Annotated in this window: 13 protein-coding genes; 8 read left to right on the top strand and 5 right to left on the bottom strand. The window is 71.7% G+C overall.

The window, feature by feature from the left end; all coding sequences use genetic code 11:
* Positions 1–10: 10 nt before the first annotated feature.
* Positions 11–790 (bottom strand): ABC transporter permease, encoded by a 780-nt coding sequence (locus ACIO9J_RS09420; RefSeq protein WP_401995046.1) that lies wholly within the window; start codon positions 788–790, stop codon positions 11–13.
* Positions 787–1689 carry an ABC transporter ATP-binding protein gene (locus ACIO9J_RS09415; RefSeq protein ID WP_401995043.1) on the bottom strand — a complete coding sequence of 301 codons (903 nt, stop codon included), beginning with the start codon at positions 1687–1689 and terminating at the stop codon, positions 787–789. Before ACIO9J_RS09415 ends, ACIO9J_RS09420 begins: the two co-directional genes overlap by 4 nt.
* Positions 1690–1842: 153 nt before the next feature.
* Between ACIO9J_RS09415 and ACIO9J_RS09410 the strand changes: the two genes are divergently transcribed.
* The 5 genes from ACIO9J_RS09410 (at position 1843) to ACIO9J_RS09390 (ending at position 10760) form a co-directional block, all read left to right on the top strand.
* A complete protein-coding gene (locus ACIO9J_RS09410) occupies positions 1843–3708 on the top strand; it encodes an ABC transporter ATP-binding protein (RefSeq protein ID WP_401995040.1) in 1866 nt (621 codons plus the stop codon).
* The gene (locus tag ACIO9J_RS09405) at positions 3705–5624 is read left to right on the top strand and encodes an ABC transporter ATP-binding protein (RefSeq protein WP_401995037.1); all 1920 of its coding nucleotides are present in this window, start codon (positions 3705–3707) and stop codon (positions 5622–5624) included. The genes ACIO9J_RS09410 and ACIO9J_RS09405 overlap by 4 nt, the downstream gene beginning before the upstream one ends.
* A 37-nt stretch (positions 5625–5661) precedes the next feature.
* Positions 5662–6414, top strand: coding sequence for a hypothetical protein (locus ACIO9J_RS09400; protein WP_401995034.1), 753 nt, complete (start codon positions 5662–5664; stop codon positions 6412–6414).
* A 386-nt stretch (positions 6415–6800) separates the two neighbouring features.
* Complete coding sequence (locus ACIO9J_RS09395) at positions 6801–8834, top strand: M4 family metallopeptidase (protein WP_401995031.1); 2034 nt, start codon at positions 6801–6803, stop codon at positions 8832–8834.
* 297 nt (positions 8835–9131) lie between these two features.
* Positions 9132–10760 (top strand): M4 family metallopeptidase, encoded by a 1629-nt coding sequence (locus ACIO9J_RS09390; RefSeq protein ID WP_401995028.1) that lies wholly within the window; start codon positions 9132–9134, stop codon positions 10758–10760.
* Positions 10761–10847: 87 nt separating this feature from the next.
* Here ACIO9J_RS09390 and glgP read toward each other — a convergent pair whose 3' ends face one another.
* From glgP to ACIO9J_RS09375, 3 genes are all read right to left on the bottom strand, one after another.
* A complete protein-coding gene (gene glgP, locus ACIO9J_RS09385) occupies positions 10848–13511 on the bottom strand; it encodes an alpha-glucan family phosphorylase (protein WP_401995025.1) in 2664 nt (887 codons plus the stop codon).
* A 415-nt stretch (positions 13512–13926) separates the two neighbouring features.
* A complete protein-coding gene (locus ACIO9J_RS09380; protein ID WP_401995022.1) occupies positions 13927–15258 on the bottom strand; it encodes a carboxylesterase/lipase family protein in 1332 nt (443 codons plus the stop codon).
* Between the two features lie 74 nt (positions 15259–15332).
* Positions 15333–15785 (bottom strand): nuclear transport factor 2 family protein, encoded by a 453-nt coding sequence (locus ACIO9J_RS09375; RefSeq protein WP_401995019.1) that lies wholly within the window; start codon positions 15783–15785, stop codon positions 15333–15335.
* Between the two features lie 414 nt (positions 15786–16199).
* Here ACIO9J_RS09375 and ACIO9J_RS09370 point away from each other — a divergent pair, with 414 nt between their 5' ends.
* From ACIO9J_RS09370 to ACIO9J_RS09360, 3 genes are all read left to right on the top strand, one after another.
* Complete coding sequence (locus ACIO9J_RS09370; protein ID WP_401995016.1) at positions 16200–18263, top strand: alpha-1,4-glucan--maltose-1-phosphate maltosyltransferase; 2064 nt, start codon at positions 16200–16202, stop codon at positions 18261–18263.
* Positions 18260–19978 carry a maltose alpha-D-glucosyltransferase gene (gene treS / locus ACIO9J_RS09365; RefSeq protein WP_401995013.1) on the top strand — a complete coding sequence of 573 codons (1719 nt, stop codon included), beginning with the start codon at positions 18260–18262 and terminating at the stop codon, positions 19976–19978. Before ACIO9J_RS09370 ends, treS begins: the two co-directional genes overlap by 4 nt.
* 118 nt (positions 19979–20096) lie before the next feature.
* A complete protein-coding gene (locus tag ACIO9J_RS09360; RefSeq protein WP_401995011.1) occupies positions 20097–21548 on the top strand; it encodes a maltokinase in 1452 nt (483 codons plus the stop codon).
* The last annotated feature ends 15 nt before the right edge of the window (positions 21549–21563 follow it).

Here is a 21563-nt window from a genome sequence, read left to right as displayed (position 1 = left end):
CTCGACGTGGTCACTCCCACCGGAACCAGCGCGCCGCGCCCGCGGTCAGGAGGACGGCCCAGGCGGTGAGCACGCCGAGGTGGCCGATGCCGGGCCAGTCGCCGGCGGCCGCGTCGCCCAGGGCCCGCGCGGCGGCGCCGAGCGGCGCGATCTCCACGATGTGCGCGAGCGTGTCGGGCATCGCCTGCACGGGCAGCCAGACGCCCGCGCTGAACATCATCGGGAAGAAGACGGCGGAGCCGATGGCGGTCGCGGCCTTCGTGGTGCGGGCCAGCGCGGAGACCAGGGCGCCCAGCGCGAGCCCGCAGAGGATGGCGAGGAGCAGCGCGAGCGCGTATCCGAAGCCCTGGCGCGGCAGCGGTACGTCGAAGACGAGCCGCCCCACGGTCAGGGTGAGCAGCGCGGAGATCAGGGAGGCGCTGCCGTAGATGCCCATCTGCGCGCCGAGCACGGCGGCGGGGCGCACCGGGGTCGCGGACATCCGGCGCAGGATGCCGCGTTCGCGGTAGCCGGTGATGAGCGGTGGCATGGCCTGGAGGCCCGCCATGATCAGCGAGAGGAGCACCGTGACGGGGACGTACGCGTCGACGAGGCGGAGCCCGCCGAGCGAGGCGTCGGTCTCGCGGAAGGAGGGGATGGAGCCGAGGAGGGCCAGGAGCAGGGTGGGGAACGCCATGATCCAGAAGACGGCGCCCGGTTCGCGGCGGAAGAGCCGCAGTTCGGCCCGCAGGACGGCCGAGGAGGCCTTGGACTTGGTGGCGGTGTGCGGCGCGGCGACGGCGGTGGTCATGCCGATGCTCCCGTCAGGTCGAGGAACGCGTCGTCCAACGTGGCGTCGGAGACCCGGAGTTGGTGGGCGGTGATGCGGTGCCTGGCGAGCAGGGTGATGGCGGCGTCGACGCTCTCGTCGGTGCCGTTCAGGGTGTAGCGGCCGTCGCGCTCCTCGACCGAGGTGACGGCGGGCAGCGCCGCGAGCAGCTGGCGGTCCAGCGGGGCGGACGGGGTGAAGGACATGACGGTGGAGCTGGTGGCCCTGCTGATCAGGCCCGCCGGGGAGTCGAGGGCGGCGATCCGGCCCTTGTCGATGACCGCTATGCGGTCGCAGAGGCGCTGGGCCTCCTCCATGAAGTGGGTGACCAGCAGGACGGTGACGCCGCTGTCGCGCACGTCCTCGATGAGCTCCCAGGTGTCGCGGCGGGCGCGCGGGTCGAGTCCGGTGGTCAGTTCGTCCAGGACGACGACCTTCGGGTTGCCGATGAGGGCGAGCGCGATGAACAGGCGCTGCTTCTGGCCGCCGGAGAGCTTCCCGAAGCGGCTGTCGAGCTTGTCGGTCAGCCGCAGCCGCTCGGCGAGCGGCCGCCAGTCGGCGGGGTCCGGGTAGAACGCGGCGTACAGCTCAAGGGACTCGCGCACGGTCAGCTTCGGCTGGAGCTCGCTCTCCTGGAGCTGCGCGCCGAGGATGCGGGTGAGGCGTTCGTGGTCGGCGACCGGGTCGAGCCCGGCGACGCGGACCAGGCCGGAGTCGGCGGTGCGCAGGCCCTCCACGCATTCGACGGTGGTGGTCTTGCCCGCGCCGTTCGGTCCGAGGACGCCGAAGATCTCGCCCTCCTCCACGGTGAAGGAGACGCCGTCGACGACCGTGCGGCCGCCGTAGGCCTTCTGGAGTTCGTGCACTTCGATGAGGGGCATGCCACGAGAATCGCCGGTGGGCGGGGGTGCGGGCATCGCCCATCGCGCTCGAAGAGGCATCAACCGATCGGTTGACGGGGGCGTACGACTCCGTGGGCGGTGGGTCCGAAACTCGGTGGGCTCTGTCAGTGGCTATCCGTAGGCTCGCTCCTGATGCCGAAATCAGATGCCCCCAGCAAGGATCGGTCAGCCGTACGGACGCTGCTGCGCCTGTGGCCCTACGTCCGCCCGATCCGAACCCGCCTGATCATCGCGGCATTTGTCGCGATCGTCGCCTCGTGCACGGGACTCGTCTTCCCCCTCGTCCTGAAGTGGATGGTGGACGGCCCGGTGGCCGACAGCGATCCGGCGGGGGTGTGGCTCGGCGCGCTCGTGCTGCTCCTGCTCGGCGTCGCCGAGGCGCTCCTGTTCGGGCTCCGGCGGTGGCTCGTCGCCCGCCCGCTCTCGCGTGTGGAGGCGGCGATGCGGGCCGACCTCTTCCGCCATCTGCAGCGGCTCCCGGTCTCCTTCCACGACCGGTGGGCATCGGGACAGCTGCTCTCGCGCGGTACGACGGATCTGATGCTGCTGCGCTTGTTCCTCGCCTTCCCTCTGATGTTCCTGCTGGTCAACGGCGCGACGATCGTGGTCGGCGTGATCATCCTGCTGGGCCAGGACTTCACGCTCGGCCTGGTGCTGCTCGCGCCCGTGGCGCCGATGGTGATCGCCTGCGCGTACTACGAGGGGCGGTACAGCGCCGTGGCGCGGCAGGCGCAGGACCAGGTCGGCGATCTGACGACCGTGGTCGAGGAGAGCGTGCTCGGCATCCGCATCATCAAGGGGTTCGGGCGCCACCGCAGCCAGGCGCGGGCCTTCCGCGAGCTGTCGCACACGCTGCGCGGCACCGAGCTGGTCAAGGCGCGGATCCTCGCCTCGATCTACGCGGTGATCATGTCGCTGCCGGAGGCCGCGATCGGCGCCGCGCTGGTGCTCGGCACGGTGCGGGTCGCGGACGGCGACCTGTCCACCGGCACGCTGGTCGCCTTCCTCTCGACGGCGCTCGCGCTGCGCTGGCCCGTGGAGTCGATCGGCTTCCTGCTCGCCATGTCCCAGGAGTCGGCGACGGCCACGGAGCGCTACTTCGAGGTGATGGACGCGGAGCCGGAGGACCCCCCGGCGAAGGGCGGCGAGATGCCCGCGGCCAGGACCGCACCCAAGGCCGAGTCCGGGACCGGGACCGGGACCGGGACCAAAAGCGGTGGACTCCGGTTCGACGGCGTCGAGTTCCGCTATCCCGACGCCGCTCCGGACGCCCCGCCCGTGCTCGCCCGCATCGACCTGCACGTGCGCTCCGGCGAGACGATGGCCATCGTCGGCGCGACGGGCAGCGGCAAGACCACGCTCACCGCGCTCGTGCCGCGCCTGCACGAGATCACCGGGGGCCGCATCACCCTGGACGGCGAGGACATCACCGCGATGGACCGCGAGCACCTGCGCACGCTGGTCGCCGTCGCCTTCGAGGAACCGACCCTGTTCTCCGCGACGGTCGGGGAGAACGTGCTGATGGGCGCCGACCCGAGCGCGGGCGCCCCCGAGTTGCGCCGGGCGCTCGACGTGGCGCAGGCCGACTTCGCGCACGCGCTGCCCCGGGGCACCGACACCCAGGTCGGCGAGCAGGGCCTGAGCCTGTCCGGCGGCCAGCGCCAGCGGCTCGCGCTGGCCCGCGCCGTCGTCGGCCGCCCCCGCTTCCTGGTGCTCGACGACCCGCTGTCCGCCCTCGACGTCCACACCGAGGCCCTGGTCGAGGCCGCGCTGCGGCGCGTGCTCGCCGACACCACCGCGCTCATCGTGGCGCACCGCCCGTCCACCGTGCAGCTCGCGGACCGCGTCGCGCTGCTCTCCGGCGGCCGGGTCGCCGCGGTCGGCACCCACCAGCAGCTCCTGCGGGAGAACGCGGAGTACGCCTGGCTGATGTCGGGCGCCGACACCACCGCCGACACCGGTGCCGAACCCACCGCCGCCGAGGAGGCTGCCCGATGACCTCGTCGACCTCCGTACGGGAGAAGTCCGTCGACCCCGAGGAACCCGACCTGCCCGAAGGACCGGCGCGGGGCGGCGGCGATCCCTTCGACAAGGACGACCTGCCCGCGCCCCCGCGGGCCACCCGCACCCTGCTGTTCTCGCTGCTCGCACCGCTGCGCCGGCGCGTCGTGCTCGCCACCGTGCTGCTCCTGGTGCAGCAGGCCGTGGTGCAGGCGGGGCCGCTGCTCGTCGCGTACGCCATCGACAGCGGCGTGCCCGCGGTGCGCGCCGACGACTACGGCCCGCTGATCGCCGTGGGCATCGGCTATCTGCTCTGCGCGGCGGCCTCCGGCGGACTCCAGTACGCCTTCATCGTGGCCTCCGCGCGCGTCAACCAGGACGTGCTGCTCGATCTGCGCGGCCGGATCTTCCGGCACGCGCAGTCGCTGAGCGTCGACTTCCACGAGCGGTACACCTCGGGGCGGCTGATCTCCCGGTCCACCACCGACGTCGAGTCGCTGCGCGAACTGCTCAGCGAGGGCCTCCAGGAGCTCATCACCGTCCTGCTCTCCTTCGTCTACATCTCGGTGATGCTGCTCTGGCTCGACCTGGGTCTGGGCGCGGTGGCGGTGGCGTCCTTCGTGCCGCTCTACCTCCTCGTACGGCTCTACCAGCGGCGCGCGGGCGCGCTGTTCCGCGACCGCTCCACGGCGATCGCCGCCGTCATCGTGAAGTTCGCGGAGACCATGAACGGCATCAGGCCGGTGCGGGCGTTCCGCCGCGAGCGGGCCAACGACGTGGAGTTCGCGGTGCTCAACGCGCGGCACGAGCGGACCAACGGCAGCGCGATGCTGGAGATGGCCAGGTACGTGGTCGGCTCCCGGCTCACCGCGAACGTCGCGGTCGCCGGGATCGTCCTGTGGGGCGCCTACCGCGTCGCGGACGGCGGCCTCGCGCTCGGCGTGCTGGCCGCCGCCGTGCTGTACCTGCGGCGCCTGTACGACCCGATCGACCGGCTCGGGATGTTCCTGAACTCCTACCAGTCGGCGGCCGCGTCCCTGGAGAAGATCGCCGGGCTGCTCGCCCAGACCCCGACGGTGCCCGAGCCCCCGGCCGCCGCCACCCGCCCGCTGCCCGCCCTGGAGTCCGCGCACCCGGGCCGCGAAGTGCGCTTCGACGGCGTGCGGTTCGCCTACCGGACCGGCGGCGAGGTGCTGCCCCGCTTCGACCTGACGCTGCCCGCGGGACAGACCGTGGCCGTGGTCGGCTCGACCGGAGCGGGCAAGTCCACCCTCGCCAAGCTGCTCGCCCGCTTCTACGACCCTTCCCCAAGCTCTCCGACAGGCTCCGAGCAGGGGAGACCCCGTTCGGGCAGCGTCCTGCTCGACGGCGTCGACCTGCGCGAACTCTCGGGTGCCGAGCTGCGGCGCGGGGTCGTCATGGTGACGCAGGAGGCGTTCCTGTTCTCCGGGACCGTCGCCGAGAACATCGCGATCGGGCGGCCCGACGCGAGCCGCGAGGACATCGTGCGCGCCGCGAAGGCCATCGGCGCGCACGAATTCATCGAGTCGCTGCCGGACGGGTACGACACCGATGTGCGCAAGCGCGGCGGGCGGATCTCCGCCGGTCAGCGGCAGTTGGTGGCCTTCGCGCGGGCGCTGCTCGCCGACCCGGCCGTGCTGATCCTCGACGAGGCGACCAGCTCCCTGGACATCCCGGGCGAGCGGGCCGTGCAGCGCGCCATGCACACGGTGCTCCGCGGCCGCACCGCCGTGGTCATCGCCCACCGGCTCTCCACGGTGGAGATCGCCGACCGGGTGCTGGTGATGGAGCACGGCAGGATCGTGGAGGACGGCACTCCGGCGGAGCTCGTCGCGGGCTCCGGATCCTTCGCGGATCTTCACCGTGCCTGGCGGGACAGTGTGGTGAGCTGAGCACATGGCCCCTGACCACGCGACGGAAGAGACGGCTGTGACGAGCGAGACGGAAGAGCTGATCGTCCCCGCGCTGTACGAGGGCTATCCCGGGCTCGCCTTCGGCGGCTATGTCGCGGGGGTCCTGGCCGGCCGCGTCCCGCCCGGCACGGTGCGGGTCGACTTCCGCGCCGCCATCCCCGTGGACACGCCGGTACGGTTCGGTGAACTGCCCGCGGGCGGCGCCGCGTTGACCGACCGCGCGGGCAAGGTGCTCGCCGACGCGAGGCCCGCCGCCGACCCCGGGCTCACCGTCCCTGCCGCGCCCACCTGGGACGAGGCGGTGGCCGCCACGGCGGCCTACCGCGCCGCGCCGCCCAACGGGGTCGCCGACGGCGCGGTCGACTGCTTCGGCTGCGGCGACCGCGCGCCGGGCAGGGGCCTGCGCCAGCACTGCTCACCCGTGCCGGGACGCGATCTGGTCGCCGCGGCGTGGGCTCCGCATCCCGCGTTCGACGACGGTTCCGGCGCCCTGCGACCCGACCTGGCCTGGGCCGCGCTCGACTGCCCCAGCGCGGCCCCCGGAATCCACTTCGGCGGGCTGCGCAAGGGCGCGGTGACGGCGTCCCTGACCGGCACGGTGCTGCGTCCGATGGCGATCGGCGAGGACCACGTGACGTATGCCTGGCTGATCTCCGAGTCGGGCCGCAAGCACGTGATGGGAGTGGCTGCGGCGACGGCCGCCGGTGAACTCTGCGCGCTCGGCACGGCGTTGTGGGTCGACCCGAAAGCCCGTCCCTCCGGCGTCTGAGGAGCGGGGTCCGGGGCGGTGGCCAGAGGCACCGGTTACCGTCCGACCGGCGAAATACAGCCACCGGCAACCGCACCGCACCCCCGGCGCGGAGCCGCACACGCCTCTGCTACAGGCCCATGTGCCAGACACCGGATAGCGAACTCCCCCCACCGGCCAACGAACTGATTCCGGCCAACTCTTGATGCGCTCCTGACAGCAACGGGCCTCTGGTGCCACTCTTCCCCTCGACCGCCGCACAGCTTTCAACAACGCGGCGGCCTCTCACGCAATAACCCGTGTGCACTGCCCAGTTCTGCGTTCCGCCTTGCTCTGCCCGGACGGCGACCCAACCGCCCGGTAGCTCTGGCCGCGCATCCCCGCGGCCGCGCAGAAGGAGTCCCGCGTTGAGAAGCACCTCCCACAGACGGGCCGCCGCAGCCGGCGCCCTTTCCGCCGTTGCCGCTCTGCTCGCCGTCGCCGTTCAGGCCGGCCCCGCGTCCGCCGACGATCCCTGGACCAGCGCCCCCAAGGCGCAGCAGCTCGGCAAGGTCGACACCGGCTCTCTCGCCGCCAAGCTGACCCCCGCCCAGCGCGCCGAGCTCCTGCGCGACGCCAACGCCACCAAGGCGGACACCGCCGAGGACCTGGGGCTGGGCGCCAAGGAGAAGCTCGTCGTCCGTGACGTGGTCAAGGACCGCGACGGCACGGTCCACACGCGCTACGAGCGCACGTACGACGGCCTGCCCGTGCTCGGCGGCGACCTGGTGGTCGAGAGCGCCAAGTCCGGCAAGACCGAGGCCGTGACCAAGGCCTCCAAGGAGCAGCTCAAGGGCATCGACCTGAGCGCCGACATCAAGGCGTCGGCGGCGGAGAAGCAGGCGCTCGGCGCCGCGAAGGCCGAGGGTTCGAAGAAGACCGACGCGAACCGGGCGCCGCGCAAGGTCGTGTGGATGGCCAAGGGCGAGCCGACCCTCGCGTACGAGACCGTGGTCGGCGGCCTCCAGCACGACGGCACGCCGAACGAGCTGCACGTCATCACCGACGCGGCGACCGGCAAGAAGCTCTTCCAGTGGCAGGGCATCGAGAACGGTACGGGCAACACGCAGTACAGCGGCCAGGTGACGGTCGGCTCGGTGCAGTCGGGCTCCACGTACAACCTGACCGACTCGGGCCGCGGCAACCACAAGACGTACAACCTGAACCACGGCACCTCGGGCACCGGCACCCTCTTCTCGGGTCCCGACGACATCTGGGGCAACGGGCAGGCCTCCAACGTGGAGACCGCGGGCGCGGACGCCGCCTACGGCGCCCAGCTCACCTGGGACTACTACAAGAACGTGCACGGCCGCACGGGCATCCGCGGTGACGGAGTCGGTGCCACCTCGCGCGTCCACTACGGCAACAACTACGTCAACGCCTTCTGGCAGGACTCCTGCTTCTGCATGACGTACGGCGACGGCTCCGGCAACGCGGCGCCGCTGACGTCCATCGACGTGGCGGCCCACGAGATGACGCACGGCGTCACCTCGGCGACCGGCAACATGACGTACAGCGGTGAGTCCGGCGGCCTCAACGAGGCGACGTCCGACATCTTCGCGGCGGCCGTGGAGTTCAACGCCAACAACGCGCAGGACAAGGGCGACTACCTCGTCGGCGAGAAGATCGACATCAACGGCGACGGCACCCCGCTGCGCTACATGGACAAGCCCTCCAAGGACGGCGCGTCCAAGGACGCCTGGTACTCGGGCATCGGCAACATCGACGTGCACTACTCGTCCGGTGTCGCCAACCACTTCTACTACCTGCTGAGCGAGGGCAGCGGCAAGAAGGAGATCAACGGCGTCCAGTACGACTCGCCGACCTCCGACGGCCTGCCGGTGACCGGCATCGGCCGCGACAAGGCCTCGCTGATCTGGTTCAAGGCGCTCACCACGAAGTTCACCACGACCACCAACTACGCCTCGGCCCGCACCGGGACGCTCGCGGCGGCCGGTGAGCTGTACGGCACCACCAGCGCCGAGTACAAGGCCGTGGCGAACGCCTGGGCGGCCGTGAACGTGGGCAGCCGTCCCGGCGGCGAGGAGCCCGGCACGTCGTTCGAGAACACCACGGACGTCAACATCCCGGACGCGGGCGCCGCGGTGACCTCCTCGGTCAACGTCACGGGCCGCACCGGCAACGCGCCGAGCAACCTGAAGGTCGGCGTGGACATCGTGCACACCTGGCGCGGTGACCTGAAGGTCGACCTGCTCGCCCCCGACGGGTCGGTCTACCCCCTGAAGGCCGCCAGCAGTTCGGACTCCGCGGACAACGTCAAGGAGACCTACACCGTCAACGCCTCGTCCGAGGTGGCCAACGGCACCTGGAAGCTGCGGGTGCAGGACGTGGCCCGGCAGGACACCGGTTACATCAACAGCTGGAAGGTCACCTTCCCGTAAGCCGATGTGACCTTTGAGCCTTCGTGACCTGCACACCGGTCACGGGGCGAGTACGGACGGCGCCGCCCCGGGTGATCAACTCCCCGGGGCGGCGCGCTCGTTCACGGCCTGTTCGCAATGCGTATGTTGACCTTCGCTCAACGGACTAATTCTGGCCAAGGTTTCACCAAGAGGCTGACATGTACCTGGCTCGAATGACACTCTTCCCTCGCACGGCACAGCAGTACACCCGCACCGCATCTTTCATGCCCGGGTAGTTCCCCAACACCACCCGGGCCCCCCACAGAAGGAGCCTGCGTGACCCCCCACATATCCCGGAAGCGTTCCACCCTGGCCATCGCCACCGCCGTGGCCGCCGGAGCGCTCCTCACCGCCGGACTGACCACCGGCGCCTCCGCGCAGCCCGTCTCGGACGCGACCCCCTCGGCCGCGCCCGCCGCCCTGTCGTCCTCGGCCCGCGCGGGCCTGCTCCAGGACGCCAACGCCGACAAGGCGGCCACCGCCGGCAAGATCGGCCTGGGCGCCAAGGAGAAGCTCGTCGTCCGTGACGTCGTCAAGGACCGCGACGGCACGGTGCACACCCGCTACGAGCGCACCTATGAGGGACTGCCCGTCCTCGGCGGCGACCTCGTCGTGCACACCGCCAAGAACGGCAAGCTGAAGGGCGTCACCAAGGCGACCAAGGCCACCGTGAAGGTCGCCTCCACCGACGCCAAGCTCGCCAAGTCGTCGGTCGCCAAGTCCGCCGAGTCGACGGCCGCCAAGGCCAAGACCGCCAAGGCCGACGCGCAGTCGCCGCGCAAGGTGATCTGGGCCGCCGAGGGCAAGCCGGTCCTCGCGTTCGAGACCGTCGTGACGGGCGTGCAGAAGGACGGCACGCCCAGCAGACTGCACGTGATCACCGACGCCGCGACCGGCAAGAAGCTCTTCGAGCGTCAGGCCATCGAGAACGGCACCGGTAACAGCCAGTACAGCGGCAAGGTCGAGATCGGCTCCAAGAAGGGCACCAACGGCTTCGACCTGACCGACGACGCCCGCGGCGGCCACTCCACCTTCAACCTGGAGAACGGCGAGGGCGAGGGCAAGCTCTTCACCGACGACGACGACACGTGGGGCAACGGCAAGGCGGACGACGCCCAGACCGCCGCCGTCGACGCCGCCTACGGCGCCCAGGTCACCTGGGACTACTACAAGAACGTGCACGGCCGTGAGGGCATCAAGGGCGACGGCAAGGGCGCGACCTCGCGCGTCCACTACGGCGACTCGTACGTCAACGCCTTCTGGGACGACAGCTGCTTCTGCATGACGTACGGCGACGGCGAGGGCAACAAGAAGCCCCTCACCTCGATCGACGTCGCGGCCCACGAGATGTCGCACGGCGTCACCTCGGCCACCGGCAACATGGAGTACAGCGGTGAGTCCGGCGGCCTGAACGAGGCCACCTCGGACATCTTCGGCACCTCCGTCGAGTTCAACGCCAAGAGCCCCGAGGACATCGGGGACTACCTCATCGGCGAAGAGATCGACATCAACGGTGACGGCTCCCCGCTGCGCTACATGGACAAGCCCTCCAAGGACGGCCAGTCCCTGGACAACTGGAGCGCGGACGCGGGCAACGTCGACGTCCACTACTCCTCGGGCATCGCCAACCACTTCTTCTACCTGCTGTCCGAGGGCAGCGGCGCGAAGGAGATCAACGGCGTGAAGTACGACTCCCCGACCGCCGACGGCTCCAAGGTCGAGGGCATCGGACGCGACAAGGCCGAGAAGATCTGGTTCAAGGCCCTGACGACGGAATTCACCACCACGACGGACTACAAGGCGGCCCGTGAGGGCACGCTGAAGGCCGCGTCGGAGCTGTACGGTGCGGACTCCGCCGAGTACAAGGGCGTCGAGGCGGCCTGGACCGGCGTCAACGTCAAGTAACAAGCATCAAGATCGCGCGGTTCCCCGCGCCCCTGATCAGGGGCGCGGGGAACCGCGCGTTCAGCCCCGAACCACCCGCACCCGAAGTCACCGCATCAGAACCCCCGCCCCCTCCCCCGTCCCCTCGGAAGGCACCGCGACAAGCCCCAACTCGGCCCCGCTGGCGAGCAGTCGGTGCGAGGGAAGAATCCGCACCGTGTAGCCGAACGCTCCCATCCGGTCCAACGCGAGCGGCCCTTCGTAGACCCAGCGCCCCGCGGCATCAGACCCGCCCGCGGGCTTCAGCGGCAGCGGAACCGCGTCGGCGATGTGGTCCTCCGGGTCCACCCGCCCCGCGAGCACCTGCACCTCCACGTCGTCCGGCGTCAGCTCGCCCAGATGCACCCGTACCCGCACGGACAGCGTGGCGCCCAGTTCGGCGACGGCGCCGGTGGCCGACGCCTCCACGTGGTCGACGGCCACCCGGGGCCACGCGGCGCGCACCCGGGCCTTCCACACGGCCAGTTCACCTGCGGTGGTGACGTCCAGGGCGCGGTGGGCGCGCGCGGCCGGGACGTACAGCTCCTCCACGTACTCGCGGACCATGCGGCCCGCCAGGACCTTCGGGCCGAGCCGGGTCAGCGTCCTGCGGACCATCTCGATCCAGCGGTCGGGCAGCCCGCCGGGGCCCTGTTCGTAGAAGCGGGGCGCGATCCGGCGCTCCAGGAGGTCGTAGAGCGCCGCGGCCTCCAGCTCGTCGCGGCGGTCGTCGTCGGTGGCGGCGCCGTCCGCCGTGGGGATCGCCCAGCCGAAGTCGGGCTCGAACCACTCGTCCCACCAGCCGTCCAGGACCGAGAGGTTGAGGGCGCCGTTCAGGGCCGCCTTCATGCCGCTGGTGCCGCACGCCTCAAGGGGCCTGAGCGGATTGTTCAGCCACACGTCGCAGCCCGGGTAGAGCTTCTGCGCCATCGCCATGCCGTAGTCCGGCAGGAACACGATGTGCCGCCGCACCCGCGGGTCGTCGGTGAACCGCACCAGCTCCTGGATGAGCCGCTTGCCGCCGTCGTCCGCCGGGTGCGCCTTGCCCGCGACGACGATCTGTACCGGGCGCTCGGGGTGCCTGAGGAGCTCCATGAGCCGGTCGCGGTCGCGCAGCATCAGCGTGAGCCGTTTGTACGAGGGGACGCGGCGGGCGAAGCCGATGGTCAGGGTGTCCGGGTCGAGCACCTCGTCGATCCAGCCCAACTCGGCCGTCGCGGCGCCGCGTTGCCGCCACGACTCGTACAGGCGCCGCCTGACCTCGTGGACCAGCTGGGCGCGCAGCGTACGGCGCAGCTCCCAGATGTCGCCGTCCTGGATGTCGGCCACCGCGTCCCAGCGGTCGCCGCCGCCCGGCGCGCCGCCGACGGAGAGCGCGTGCTCGGTGCGGCGCTCGCCGATCTGCCGGGCGCCGAGCCGGAACACCTCGGGGGCCACCCAGGTCGGGGCGTGCACGCCGTTGGTGATGGAGGTGATCGGCACCTCGTCGGCGTCGAACCCGGGCCACAGGCCCGCGAACATCTCGCGGCTCACCGCGCCGTGCAGGGTGCTGACGCCGTTGGCGCGGCTGCCCAGGCGCAGCCCCATCACCGCCATGTTGAAGACGTTGGGCTCGCCGCCCTGGTAGGTCTCCATGCCGAGCCGCAGGATGTCGCCGACGTCGATGCGGGGCAGTTCGGCGTCGGGCCCGAAGTGGCGGGCGACCAGTTCGCGGTCGAAGCGGTCGATGCCCGCGGGCACGGGGGTGTGCGTGGTGAAGACGGTCCCGGCCCGCACCGCCTCCAGGGCGGGCTCGAAGTCGGCGTCGCGCGCGACGAGTTCGTGGATGCGTTCCAGGCCGAGGAAGCCCGCGTGACCCTCGTTCGTGTGGAAGACCTCGGGTTCGGGGTGCCCGGTCAGCCGGCAGTACGTCCGCACGGCACGCACCCCGCCGATGCCTAGCAGCATCTCCTGGAGCAGCCGGTGCTCGCTGCCGCCGCCGTAGAGCCGGTCGGTGACGTCGCGCTCGCCGGGGGCGTTCTCCTCGACGTCCGAGTCGAGCATGAGGAGCGGCACGCGGCCGACCTGCGCCTGCCAGACGTGCGCCCGCAGCGCACGCCCGCCGGGCAGGGCGAGCGAGACGAGGGCGGGACTCCCGTCGGTCTCGCGCAGGAGGGAGACGGGCAGTTCGTTCGGGTCGAGCACCGGATAGTGCTCCTGCTGCCAGGCGTCGTGGGAGAGCGACTGGCGGAAGTAGCCGTGCCGGTAGAGCAGTCCGACGCCGATGAGCGGGACGCCGAGGTCGCTCGCGGCCTTGAGGTGGTCGCCGGCCAGGATGCCGAGGCCGCCGGAGTACTGCGGCAGGGCGGCGGTGATGCCGAACTCGGGCGAGAAGTAGGCCACGGCGCGCGGGAGTTCGGCCCCTGAGGACCGGTGCTGCCCCTCGACGTCACGGTCCCGCTCCTGGTACCAGCGGTCCCCGGTGACATACCCGCGAAGGTCCTCGACCGCTTCGCCGAGCAGTCGCACGTAGACGTCGTCGCGGGCGACTTCGGCCAGGCGCGCGGGCGGGACGGCGCCGAGGAGGCGCACGGGGTCGCAGCCCGAGGACTCCCACAGCTCCGGGTCGAGGGCCGCGAAGAGGTCCCGGGTGCGCGGGTGCCAGGACCAGCGCAGATTACGGGCCAACTCGGCGAGCGGACGCAGGGGTTCGGGGAGGACGGGACGTACGGTGAATCGACGGATGGCCTTCACAGCGACTCCACCTCTACGGGGAATGCGTTACGTATCGACCTACGGGTCGACGGTAGCGGTGACAGGGCCTCGGGAACTACGGCGCGCGAGTGGGCGCGAAAGGGCCCGTACCCATGGCTGTACGGGCCCTTCGGCAGCATGAATTTCCATGCCACCGGCCGGGTGCGCAAGGGACCCGTGCGGTTTCCGGCAGGTCCCGCGAGGCTCAACTGAACACCTGTTCCCCTGCCCCGTGGTGGACCGGGCAACTGTCCAGGAATCAACCGTGTGACAGGAGTGCCCCGTGGTGAGCCAGGGGCCGCTGGACCGAACCAGCGCCTGTCGCACACGTGCACGCCTACCACCTCTGCCGCACAACGGACACGGGCGTGCGACGACCCTGTTCGGCCCTTTCCCCGGACGGATTCCGGCCTGATTAGCGCGCTACCGCGGCGACCTCGACCGACGAGAGGCCCGGCTCCGCGTCCCAGATCCGGACCGTGCGGCGCCCCGCCGCATACCGCGGCCAGCCACCGCCCGGGTCGAGGTCGCGGACGAAGGCCACCCAGGCGGTGTGCATCGCCGTGGCGAGGCGGTGCGGCGGGGTCCGGCCCGCCGCGGCGCGCACCCCTTCGGCGCCGAGCAGATCGAAGGCGAAGGGCAGGTCCAGACAGTGGAAGGCGAGCCCCTCGGTGCCGCCGGGCACGGGTGAAGGCCAGGTGAACTCGTAGAGCCAGGTGGGCAGTTCACGCGCCGCGCGGGCCCGCGCCACCGCCAGGTTCGGCGTCCGGAAGACGAGGTCGGTCAGCTCCTGCCCGCCGAAGGCGTGGAACTCGTGCCGGGTGAAGCCGAGCAGCAGTGGCACGTCCGCGCCCGCCGCGCCGTCCATGAGCTCGGCGAGCACCGGACGCGGCACCGAATCGCCGTCGGCGAACGGCGCGAGGAGCAGTCCCGGCAGCTCCGCGCGGTCCGGGCCCGGCGCGCTCACGGCGTCCTGGAGGGCGAGGATCCTGTCGTCGGAGAGGTCCCGCAGCGCCGCGGCGGTGGCGGGCACCCCGGTGCGCCGGGTGAACAGCTCCGCCACGGCGCGGCCCGCCCACCGCTCCCCCGGCACCATCGTCGATGCCGACATGGCGAGCGCCGCGCGGAACAGGCCCCGGGCGGCGGGCGCGGCAAGGAGTGTCTGGACGGCGCCGCCGCCCGCGGACTGCCCGCCGACGGTGACCTTCGCCGGGTCGCCGCCGAACGCCGCGATGTTGTCGCGCACCCACTCCAGGGCGGCGATCCAGTCGCGCACGCCCCGGTTGTCCGGGGCGTCGGCCAGGTGCAGGAAGCCCTCGATGCCGAGCCGGTAGCCGAAGGAGACGAGCACGACGCCGTCGCGGTTGAACGCGGCCCCGTCGTACCAGGGACTGGCGGCGGAGCCCGCGACATAGCCGCCGCCGTGGATCCAGACGAGGACCGGGAGCGCCGCCGCCGGGTCCACGGCGGGGGTGAAGACGTTCAGGTTGAGGGTGGCTTCGCCGGGCAGGGACGGCTCGGGGATGGTGGCGCCCGCACCGGGATCGCGGCGCTGCGCGGTCGGCCCGTACGCGGTGGCGTCCAGCGGTGCCGTCCAGGGCGCGGGCGGCACGGGCGGCGCGAAGCGGAGGTCGCCCACGGGCGGTGCGGCGTAGGGAATGCCGAGGAACCGGGCCCCGGTCGGGCGGTGTTCGCCACGGACGGGGCCGTGGACGGTGGCGACGGTCGGTCTCTGCCGGTCGGACATGCCGCCAGCTGACACCTGATTCGGCCGCCACCGCAACATTCGCCGACCGACGACAGTGGCAGGCTCCCGTCGGACTACGCGCCCTGCCGGCCACCGGGTGCGCACGCTGCGGCGATCGCGGCCGTGTCCCAGTAGAAGGGCCGCACCTCGGCGATCCGGCCCGCGCGCACGGTGAGCGTCTGGAGGACCGGGAACTCCAGGGTGCGGCCGCTCGCCCGCGCGCGGGCCCGCACCTCGGTGTGCACGACGGCCGTGCCGCCGGTGGCGAGGAAGCGCTGGTCGAGCAGGTCGAAGGAGGCCCACGCCGCGCTCATCGCGAGGAAGAAGCGGGCCAGGCCGTCGTGACCGCGCCAGGTGCCGCCGTAGGGCAGGGCCGCCGCCTGGTGCAGGACGACATCGGGCGAGAAGTAGGGCGCGAGCAGGTCGAAGGAGGCCCGGCCGGGGCCGCCCGCCGCCAGGTATCTCGCCTCCGCCGCGTACATCGCGGTCAGTACGGGCAGCGCGTCCACGGAATCGGTCGTCGTCATGGCCCCACCCTGGCCGGACCGGCCTCCCCGCACCGGCGGATTTCGGACCTCTGCCCGCGCCCCGGAGCGCCGGACGTGCCCGCAGCCCGGCCGGAAACCGCCGCACCCCCGCGCGCTCAGGCCCCGCCGCGACCGGGCGACCGGCCCGGGACCGGGCTCACAGGACCGCCTCACGCGGGCTGAACAACCGCAAGGCATATGCGATTTGGGCCGGTCACGCCGTTTCCGGCGGGGCCGGTCTTGCATGTGCCGTTACGCGATAGTAGTTAACAAAGCGCCGGATTGCGCACCCGACGAGTGTGGGCAGGCTCCTCCGGTACGCACTGCGGCAGACACTCGCGCACGCGCCGCAGGACCCACCGCGGAACCTCTCCACACCCCCGTATCCGTGCACGCGGACAGGAGCGGTCAGATATGCCCGAAGGTTCACCCTCGCAGCCCACCATCCCCGTCCTGGACGTGCGCCCCGCCGTCCACCGGGGCCGAAAACCCGCGAAGGCCGTGCCGGGAGAAACGTTCCAGGTCACCGCGACGGTCTTCAGGGAGGGCCATGACGCGGTCGCCGCCAACGTCGTCCTGCGGGACCCCGAGGGGCGGCCGGGACCGTGGACCCCGATGCGCGAACTCGCCCCCGGCACCGACCGCTGGGGCGCGGACGTCACGCCCGGCTCGGAGGGGCGCTGGACGTTCGCCGTGGAGGCCTGGGGCGATCCCCTCACCACCTGGCGCCAGCACGCGGGCATCAAGATACCCGCGGGCCTGGACACCGAGCTCGTCCTGGAGGAGGGCGCCCGCCTCCACGAACGCGCCGCGGCCGGGGTGCCGGACGCCGAGCGCCCCGTCGTCCTCGGCGCCGCCGAAGCGCTGCGCGACGCGGACCGCCCGCCCGCGGCCCGGCTCGCCGCCGCCCTCACCCCGGAGGTCACGGGGGTGCTCGCCCGCCACCCGCTGCGCGAACTCGTCACCTCCTCAGAGGAGTTGCCGCTGCTCGTGGAGCGGCACAGGGCCCTGTTCGGCTCCTGGTACGAGTTCTTCCCGCGCTCGGAGGGTGCCGTCGTCCGCGCGGGCGCCCCGCCCGTGCCCGGCACCTTCCGCACCGCGGCCGAACGCCTGCCCGCCATCGCGGAGATGGGCTTCGACGTGGTCTATCTCCCGCCGATCCACCCCATCGGCACGACGCACCGCAAGGGCGCCGACAACTCCCTGTCCGCGGGCCCGCACGACGTCGGCGTGCCCTGGGCGATCGGCTCGCCCGAGGGCGGCCACGACGCGGTCCACCCGGACCTCGGCACGCTCGACGACTTCGACGACTTCGTCCGCGCCGCCGAAGCCCTCGGGCTCGAAGTCGCCCTGGACTTCGCGTTGCAGTGCTCCCCGGACCACCCGTGGGTGGAGAAGCATCCGGAGTGGTTCCACCACCGCTCCGACGGCTCCATCGCCTACGCCGAGAACCCGCCGAAGAAGTACCAGGACATCTATCCGATCGCCTTCGACAAGGACATGCCGGGGCTGATCGCGGAGACCGTGCGGCTGCTGCGCTTCTGGATGGCGCACGGCGTGCGTGTCTTCCGCGTCGACAATCCGCACACCAAGCCCGTGGTGTTCTGGGAGGAGGTCCTCGCGGACGTCAACCGCACCGATCCGGACGTGATCTTCCTCGCCGAGGCGTTCACCAGGCCCGCGATGATGCGCACCCTGGCCGCCATCGGCTTCCAGCAGTCGTACACGTACTTCACCTGGCGCAACGGGAAGCAGGAACTCACCGACTACCTGGTCGAGTTGTCGTCCGAGACGGCGCACTACCTGCGGCCGAACTTCTTCGTGAACACCCCGGACATCCTGCACGGCTACCTCCAGGACGGCGGCAGGCCCGCCTTCGAGGCACGGGCCGTGCTCGCCGCCACGCTGGCGCCGACGTGGGGCGTCTACAGCGGGTACGAACTGTGCGAGAACGCCTCCGTCCGGCGCGGGAGCGAGGAGTATCTGCACTCGGAGAAGTACCAACTCAGGCCGCGCGACTGGGAGTCGGCGGCCCGCAGAGGCGACACGATCGCCCCCCTCATCACCGCCCTGAACCGGATACGCCGGGCCCATCCGGCCCTGCGCCAACTCCGCGACCTGCACTTCCACGACACGGACAAGGAAGCGGTGATCGCCTACTCCAAGTCGGCCGCCGACGAGCACGGCTCGAACACGGTTCTGGTGGTCGTGAACCTCGACCCTCACCACACCCAGGAGGCGACGGTGTCGTTGAACATGCAGCGACTGGGCCTCGACCGGCACGGGAGCGTGCCGGTGCGCGACGAGCTCACCGGCGAGACCTACCACTGGGGCGGGGCCAACTACGTGCGCCTGGGTCCGGGCGGCGCGCACGTGCTCGCCGTCGGCCCGCGGCCCGGGGAGCGGCCCTCCCCGGACGCGCACCGCCGGACCCCGCGGCCGTCCTCACCGTTGATCGGAGGGTCACCCACAACATGATCATCAATGAGCCCGTCCAGGACACCTTCGAGGACACGCCCACCAAGGACCGCGACCCCGACTGGTTCAAGCGCGCGGTCTTCTACGAGGTGCTCGTCCGCTCCTTCCAGGACAGCAACGGCGACGGCGTCGGCGACCTCAAGGGCATCACCGCCAAGCTGGACTACCTCCAATGGCTCGGCGTGGACTGCCTGTGGCTGCCGCCGTTCTTCAAGTCACCGCTGCGCGACGGCGGTTACGACGTCTCCGACTACACCGCGGTGCTCCCCGAGTTCGGCGACCTCGCCGACTTCGTGGAGTTCGTCGACAGCGCCCATCAGCGCGGCATGCGCGTGATCATCGACTTCGTGATGAACCACACCAGCGACCAGCACCCGTGGTTCCAGGCCTCCCGCAGCGACCCCGAGGGGCCCTACGGCGACTACTACGTCTGGGCGGACGACGACAAGCAGTACCAGGACGCCCGGATCATCTTCGTGGACACCGAGGCGTCCAACTGGACCTTCGACCCGATCCGCAAGCAGTACTTCTGGCACCGCTTCTTCTCCCACCAGCCGGACCTCAACTTCGAGAACCCGGCCGTACAGGAGGAGATCATCTCGGCGCTGCGGTTCTGGCTCGACCTCGGCATCGACGGGTTCCGGCTCGACGCCGTGCCCTACCTGTACGCGGAGGAGGGCACCAACTGCGAGAACCTCCCCCGCACCCACGAGCTGCTCAAACGCGTCCGCGCCGAGGTCGACGCGCACTACCCCGACACGGTGGTGCTCGCGGAGGCCAACCAGTGGCCCGAGGACGTCGTCGACTACTTCGGCGACTTCGAGAAGGGCGGCGACGAGTGCCACATGGCGTTCCACTTCCCCGTCATGCCGCGCATCTTCATGGCCGTGCGGCGCGAGTCGCGCTACCCGGTCTCGGAGATCCTCGCCAAGACCCCGGCCATCCCCTCGGGCTGCCAGTGGGGCATCTTCCTGCGCAACCACGACGAGTTGACCCTCGAAATGGTCACCGACGAAGAGCGCGACTACATGTACGCGGAGTACGCCAAGGACCCGCGGATGCGCGCCAACATCGGCATCCGGCGCCGCCTCGCCCCGCTCCTGGACAACGACCGCAACCAGATCGAACTGTTCACCGCCCTGCTGCTCTCGCTGCCCGGCTCGCCGATCCTGTACTACGGCGACGAGATCGGGATGGGCGACAACATCTGGCTCGGCGACCGGGACGCGGTGCGCACCCCGATGCAGTGGACACCCGACCGCAACGCGGGCTTCTCGTCCTGCGACCCCGGCCGGCTCTACCTCCCGACGATCATGGATCCGGTCTACGGGTACCAGGTCACCAACGTCGAGGCGTCGATGTCGTCCCCGGCGTCGCTGCTGCACTGGACGCGGCGGATGATCGAGATCCGCAAGCAGAACCCGGCGTTCGGCCTCGGCTCGTACACCGAACTGCCCTCGTCCAACCCGGCGGTGCTCGCCTTCCTGCGCGAGGCTCCGCCCTCGGGCGGCGATGACGACGACCTGGTGCTGTGCGTGCACAACTTCTCGCGTTTCGCGCAGCCCACCGAACTGGATCTCCAAGCCTTCAACGGACGGCACCCGGTGGAGCTGATCGGCGGGGTGCGCTTCCCGGCCATCGGCGAACTCCCCTACCTGCTCACCCTCGCCGGACACGGCTTCTACTGGTTCCGGTTGCGCAAGGAACCGGCGTAGGCTCCGGCAGCGCGGCTCTCGCGCGGGGCGGTTTCCGCCGCCCCGCCCTGGGCACTCCTACGCACGACCGGCACTCCCGCACCCTGCCTTGTCCGCGACGCGGAAAGGACGCGACGCCATGTCGGAAGCCGCCACCCGCCCCAGCGTGAACTCCGGTGCGCTGCTCGCCTCGCTCGATCCGCTGCTGCGCTCCTGGCTGCCGCGGCAGCGCTGGTTCGCGGGCAAGGGCAGGCCGATCAGCGTCATCGAACCGGTGTCGGCGACCGAACTCCTGCCGGCCGGCGCGCCGTCGGGCCTGCTCCACCTGCTCGTACGGACCCGCCAGCCGATGCCCCCCGCCCAGGACGCCGCGTTCGACGGGCACCCCGCCGAACGCGGCACCGACTGCTACCAGTTGCTCGTCGGCGTGCGCCGCACCCTGCCGCCGCATCTGGCGCCCGCGCTGATCGGGCACGTCACCGGGGGCCCGCTCGCCGGGTTCACGGTGTACGAGGCGCTGTACGACCCCCACCTCATGGCGCTGTTCCTGGAGCGGCTGCGGATGCCGGGCCGGCACGGCGTGCTGCGCTTCGAGCGGGATCCCGGCGTCGACATACCCTCGGGGCTCGCCCCCCGCATGCTCGGCGCCGAGCAGTCCAACTCCTCGGTGGTGTACGGAGATACGTTCATCCTCAAGCTGTTCCGCCGCGTCACGCCCGGTGTCAACCCCGACCTGGAACTGCCGCTGCGCCTTGCCCGCCGCGGCTGCGCACGGGTGCCCGCGCCCGCCGCCTGGTTCCACGCGGACCCGCGGGGCGGCGCGGCCCCGGAGGCCGAACCGTACGGACTCGGCGTGGTCCAGCCCTATCTGGCGGGCGCCGAGGACGGCTGGGAGCTCGCCCTGCGGATGATCGGCAAGGGCGAGGACTTCACCGGCGAGGCACGGGCGCTCGGCCGCGCCACCGCCGAGGTGCACAGGGAGCTGGCGGCCGCGCTGCCCACCGTGACGCTCGGCCGGGCCCAGGTGGAGCTCATCGCCGACGGCATGGCGGAGCGCCTGACCGCGGCGGCCCAGGCGGTGCCCGCGCTGCGGCCGTTCGCGCCCGAGCTGCTCACCGCGTACGAGGCGCTGGCCGACCTGGGCGGCGCGGGCGGGTCCCCGACGGCGTGGACCGCCCAGCGCGTGCACGGCGATCTGCATCTGGGACAGTGCCTGCGCTCCCCCGACGGCAGCTGGTCACTCATCGACTTCGAGGGCGAGCCCGCGCGCCCGCTCGCCGAACGCCGCCTGCCGCAGCCGGCCGTCAGGGACATCGCGGGCATGCTGCGGTCCTTCGACTACGCGGCGTACTCCGCGGAGCCGCGGTCGCCCGAGTGGGCCGCGGACTGCCGGGCCGCCTACTGCGTCGGGTACGCGGACGTCACCGGCCGGGACCCGCGCACGGAGCCGGTGCTGCTGCGCGCCCACGAGACGGACAAGGCCGTCTACGAAGTCCTCTACGAGGCCCGCCACCGCCCCGACTGGCTGCCGGTCCCGCTGGCCGCGGTCCGCCGGCTCGCCAGGAACGGCTCACCCGACGACGCCCTTTGACCACCCCTCCCCGAG

The sequence above is a fragment of the Streptomyces sp. NPDC087300 genome (genome assembly GCF_044744425.1).
Taxonomy (GTDB): domain Bacteria; phylum Actinomycetota; class Actinomycetes; order Streptomycetales; family Streptomycetaceae; genus Streptomyces.
Note: the sequence above shows the minus strand (reverse complement) of the source record. Positions and strands in the feature narration are given on the sequence as shown.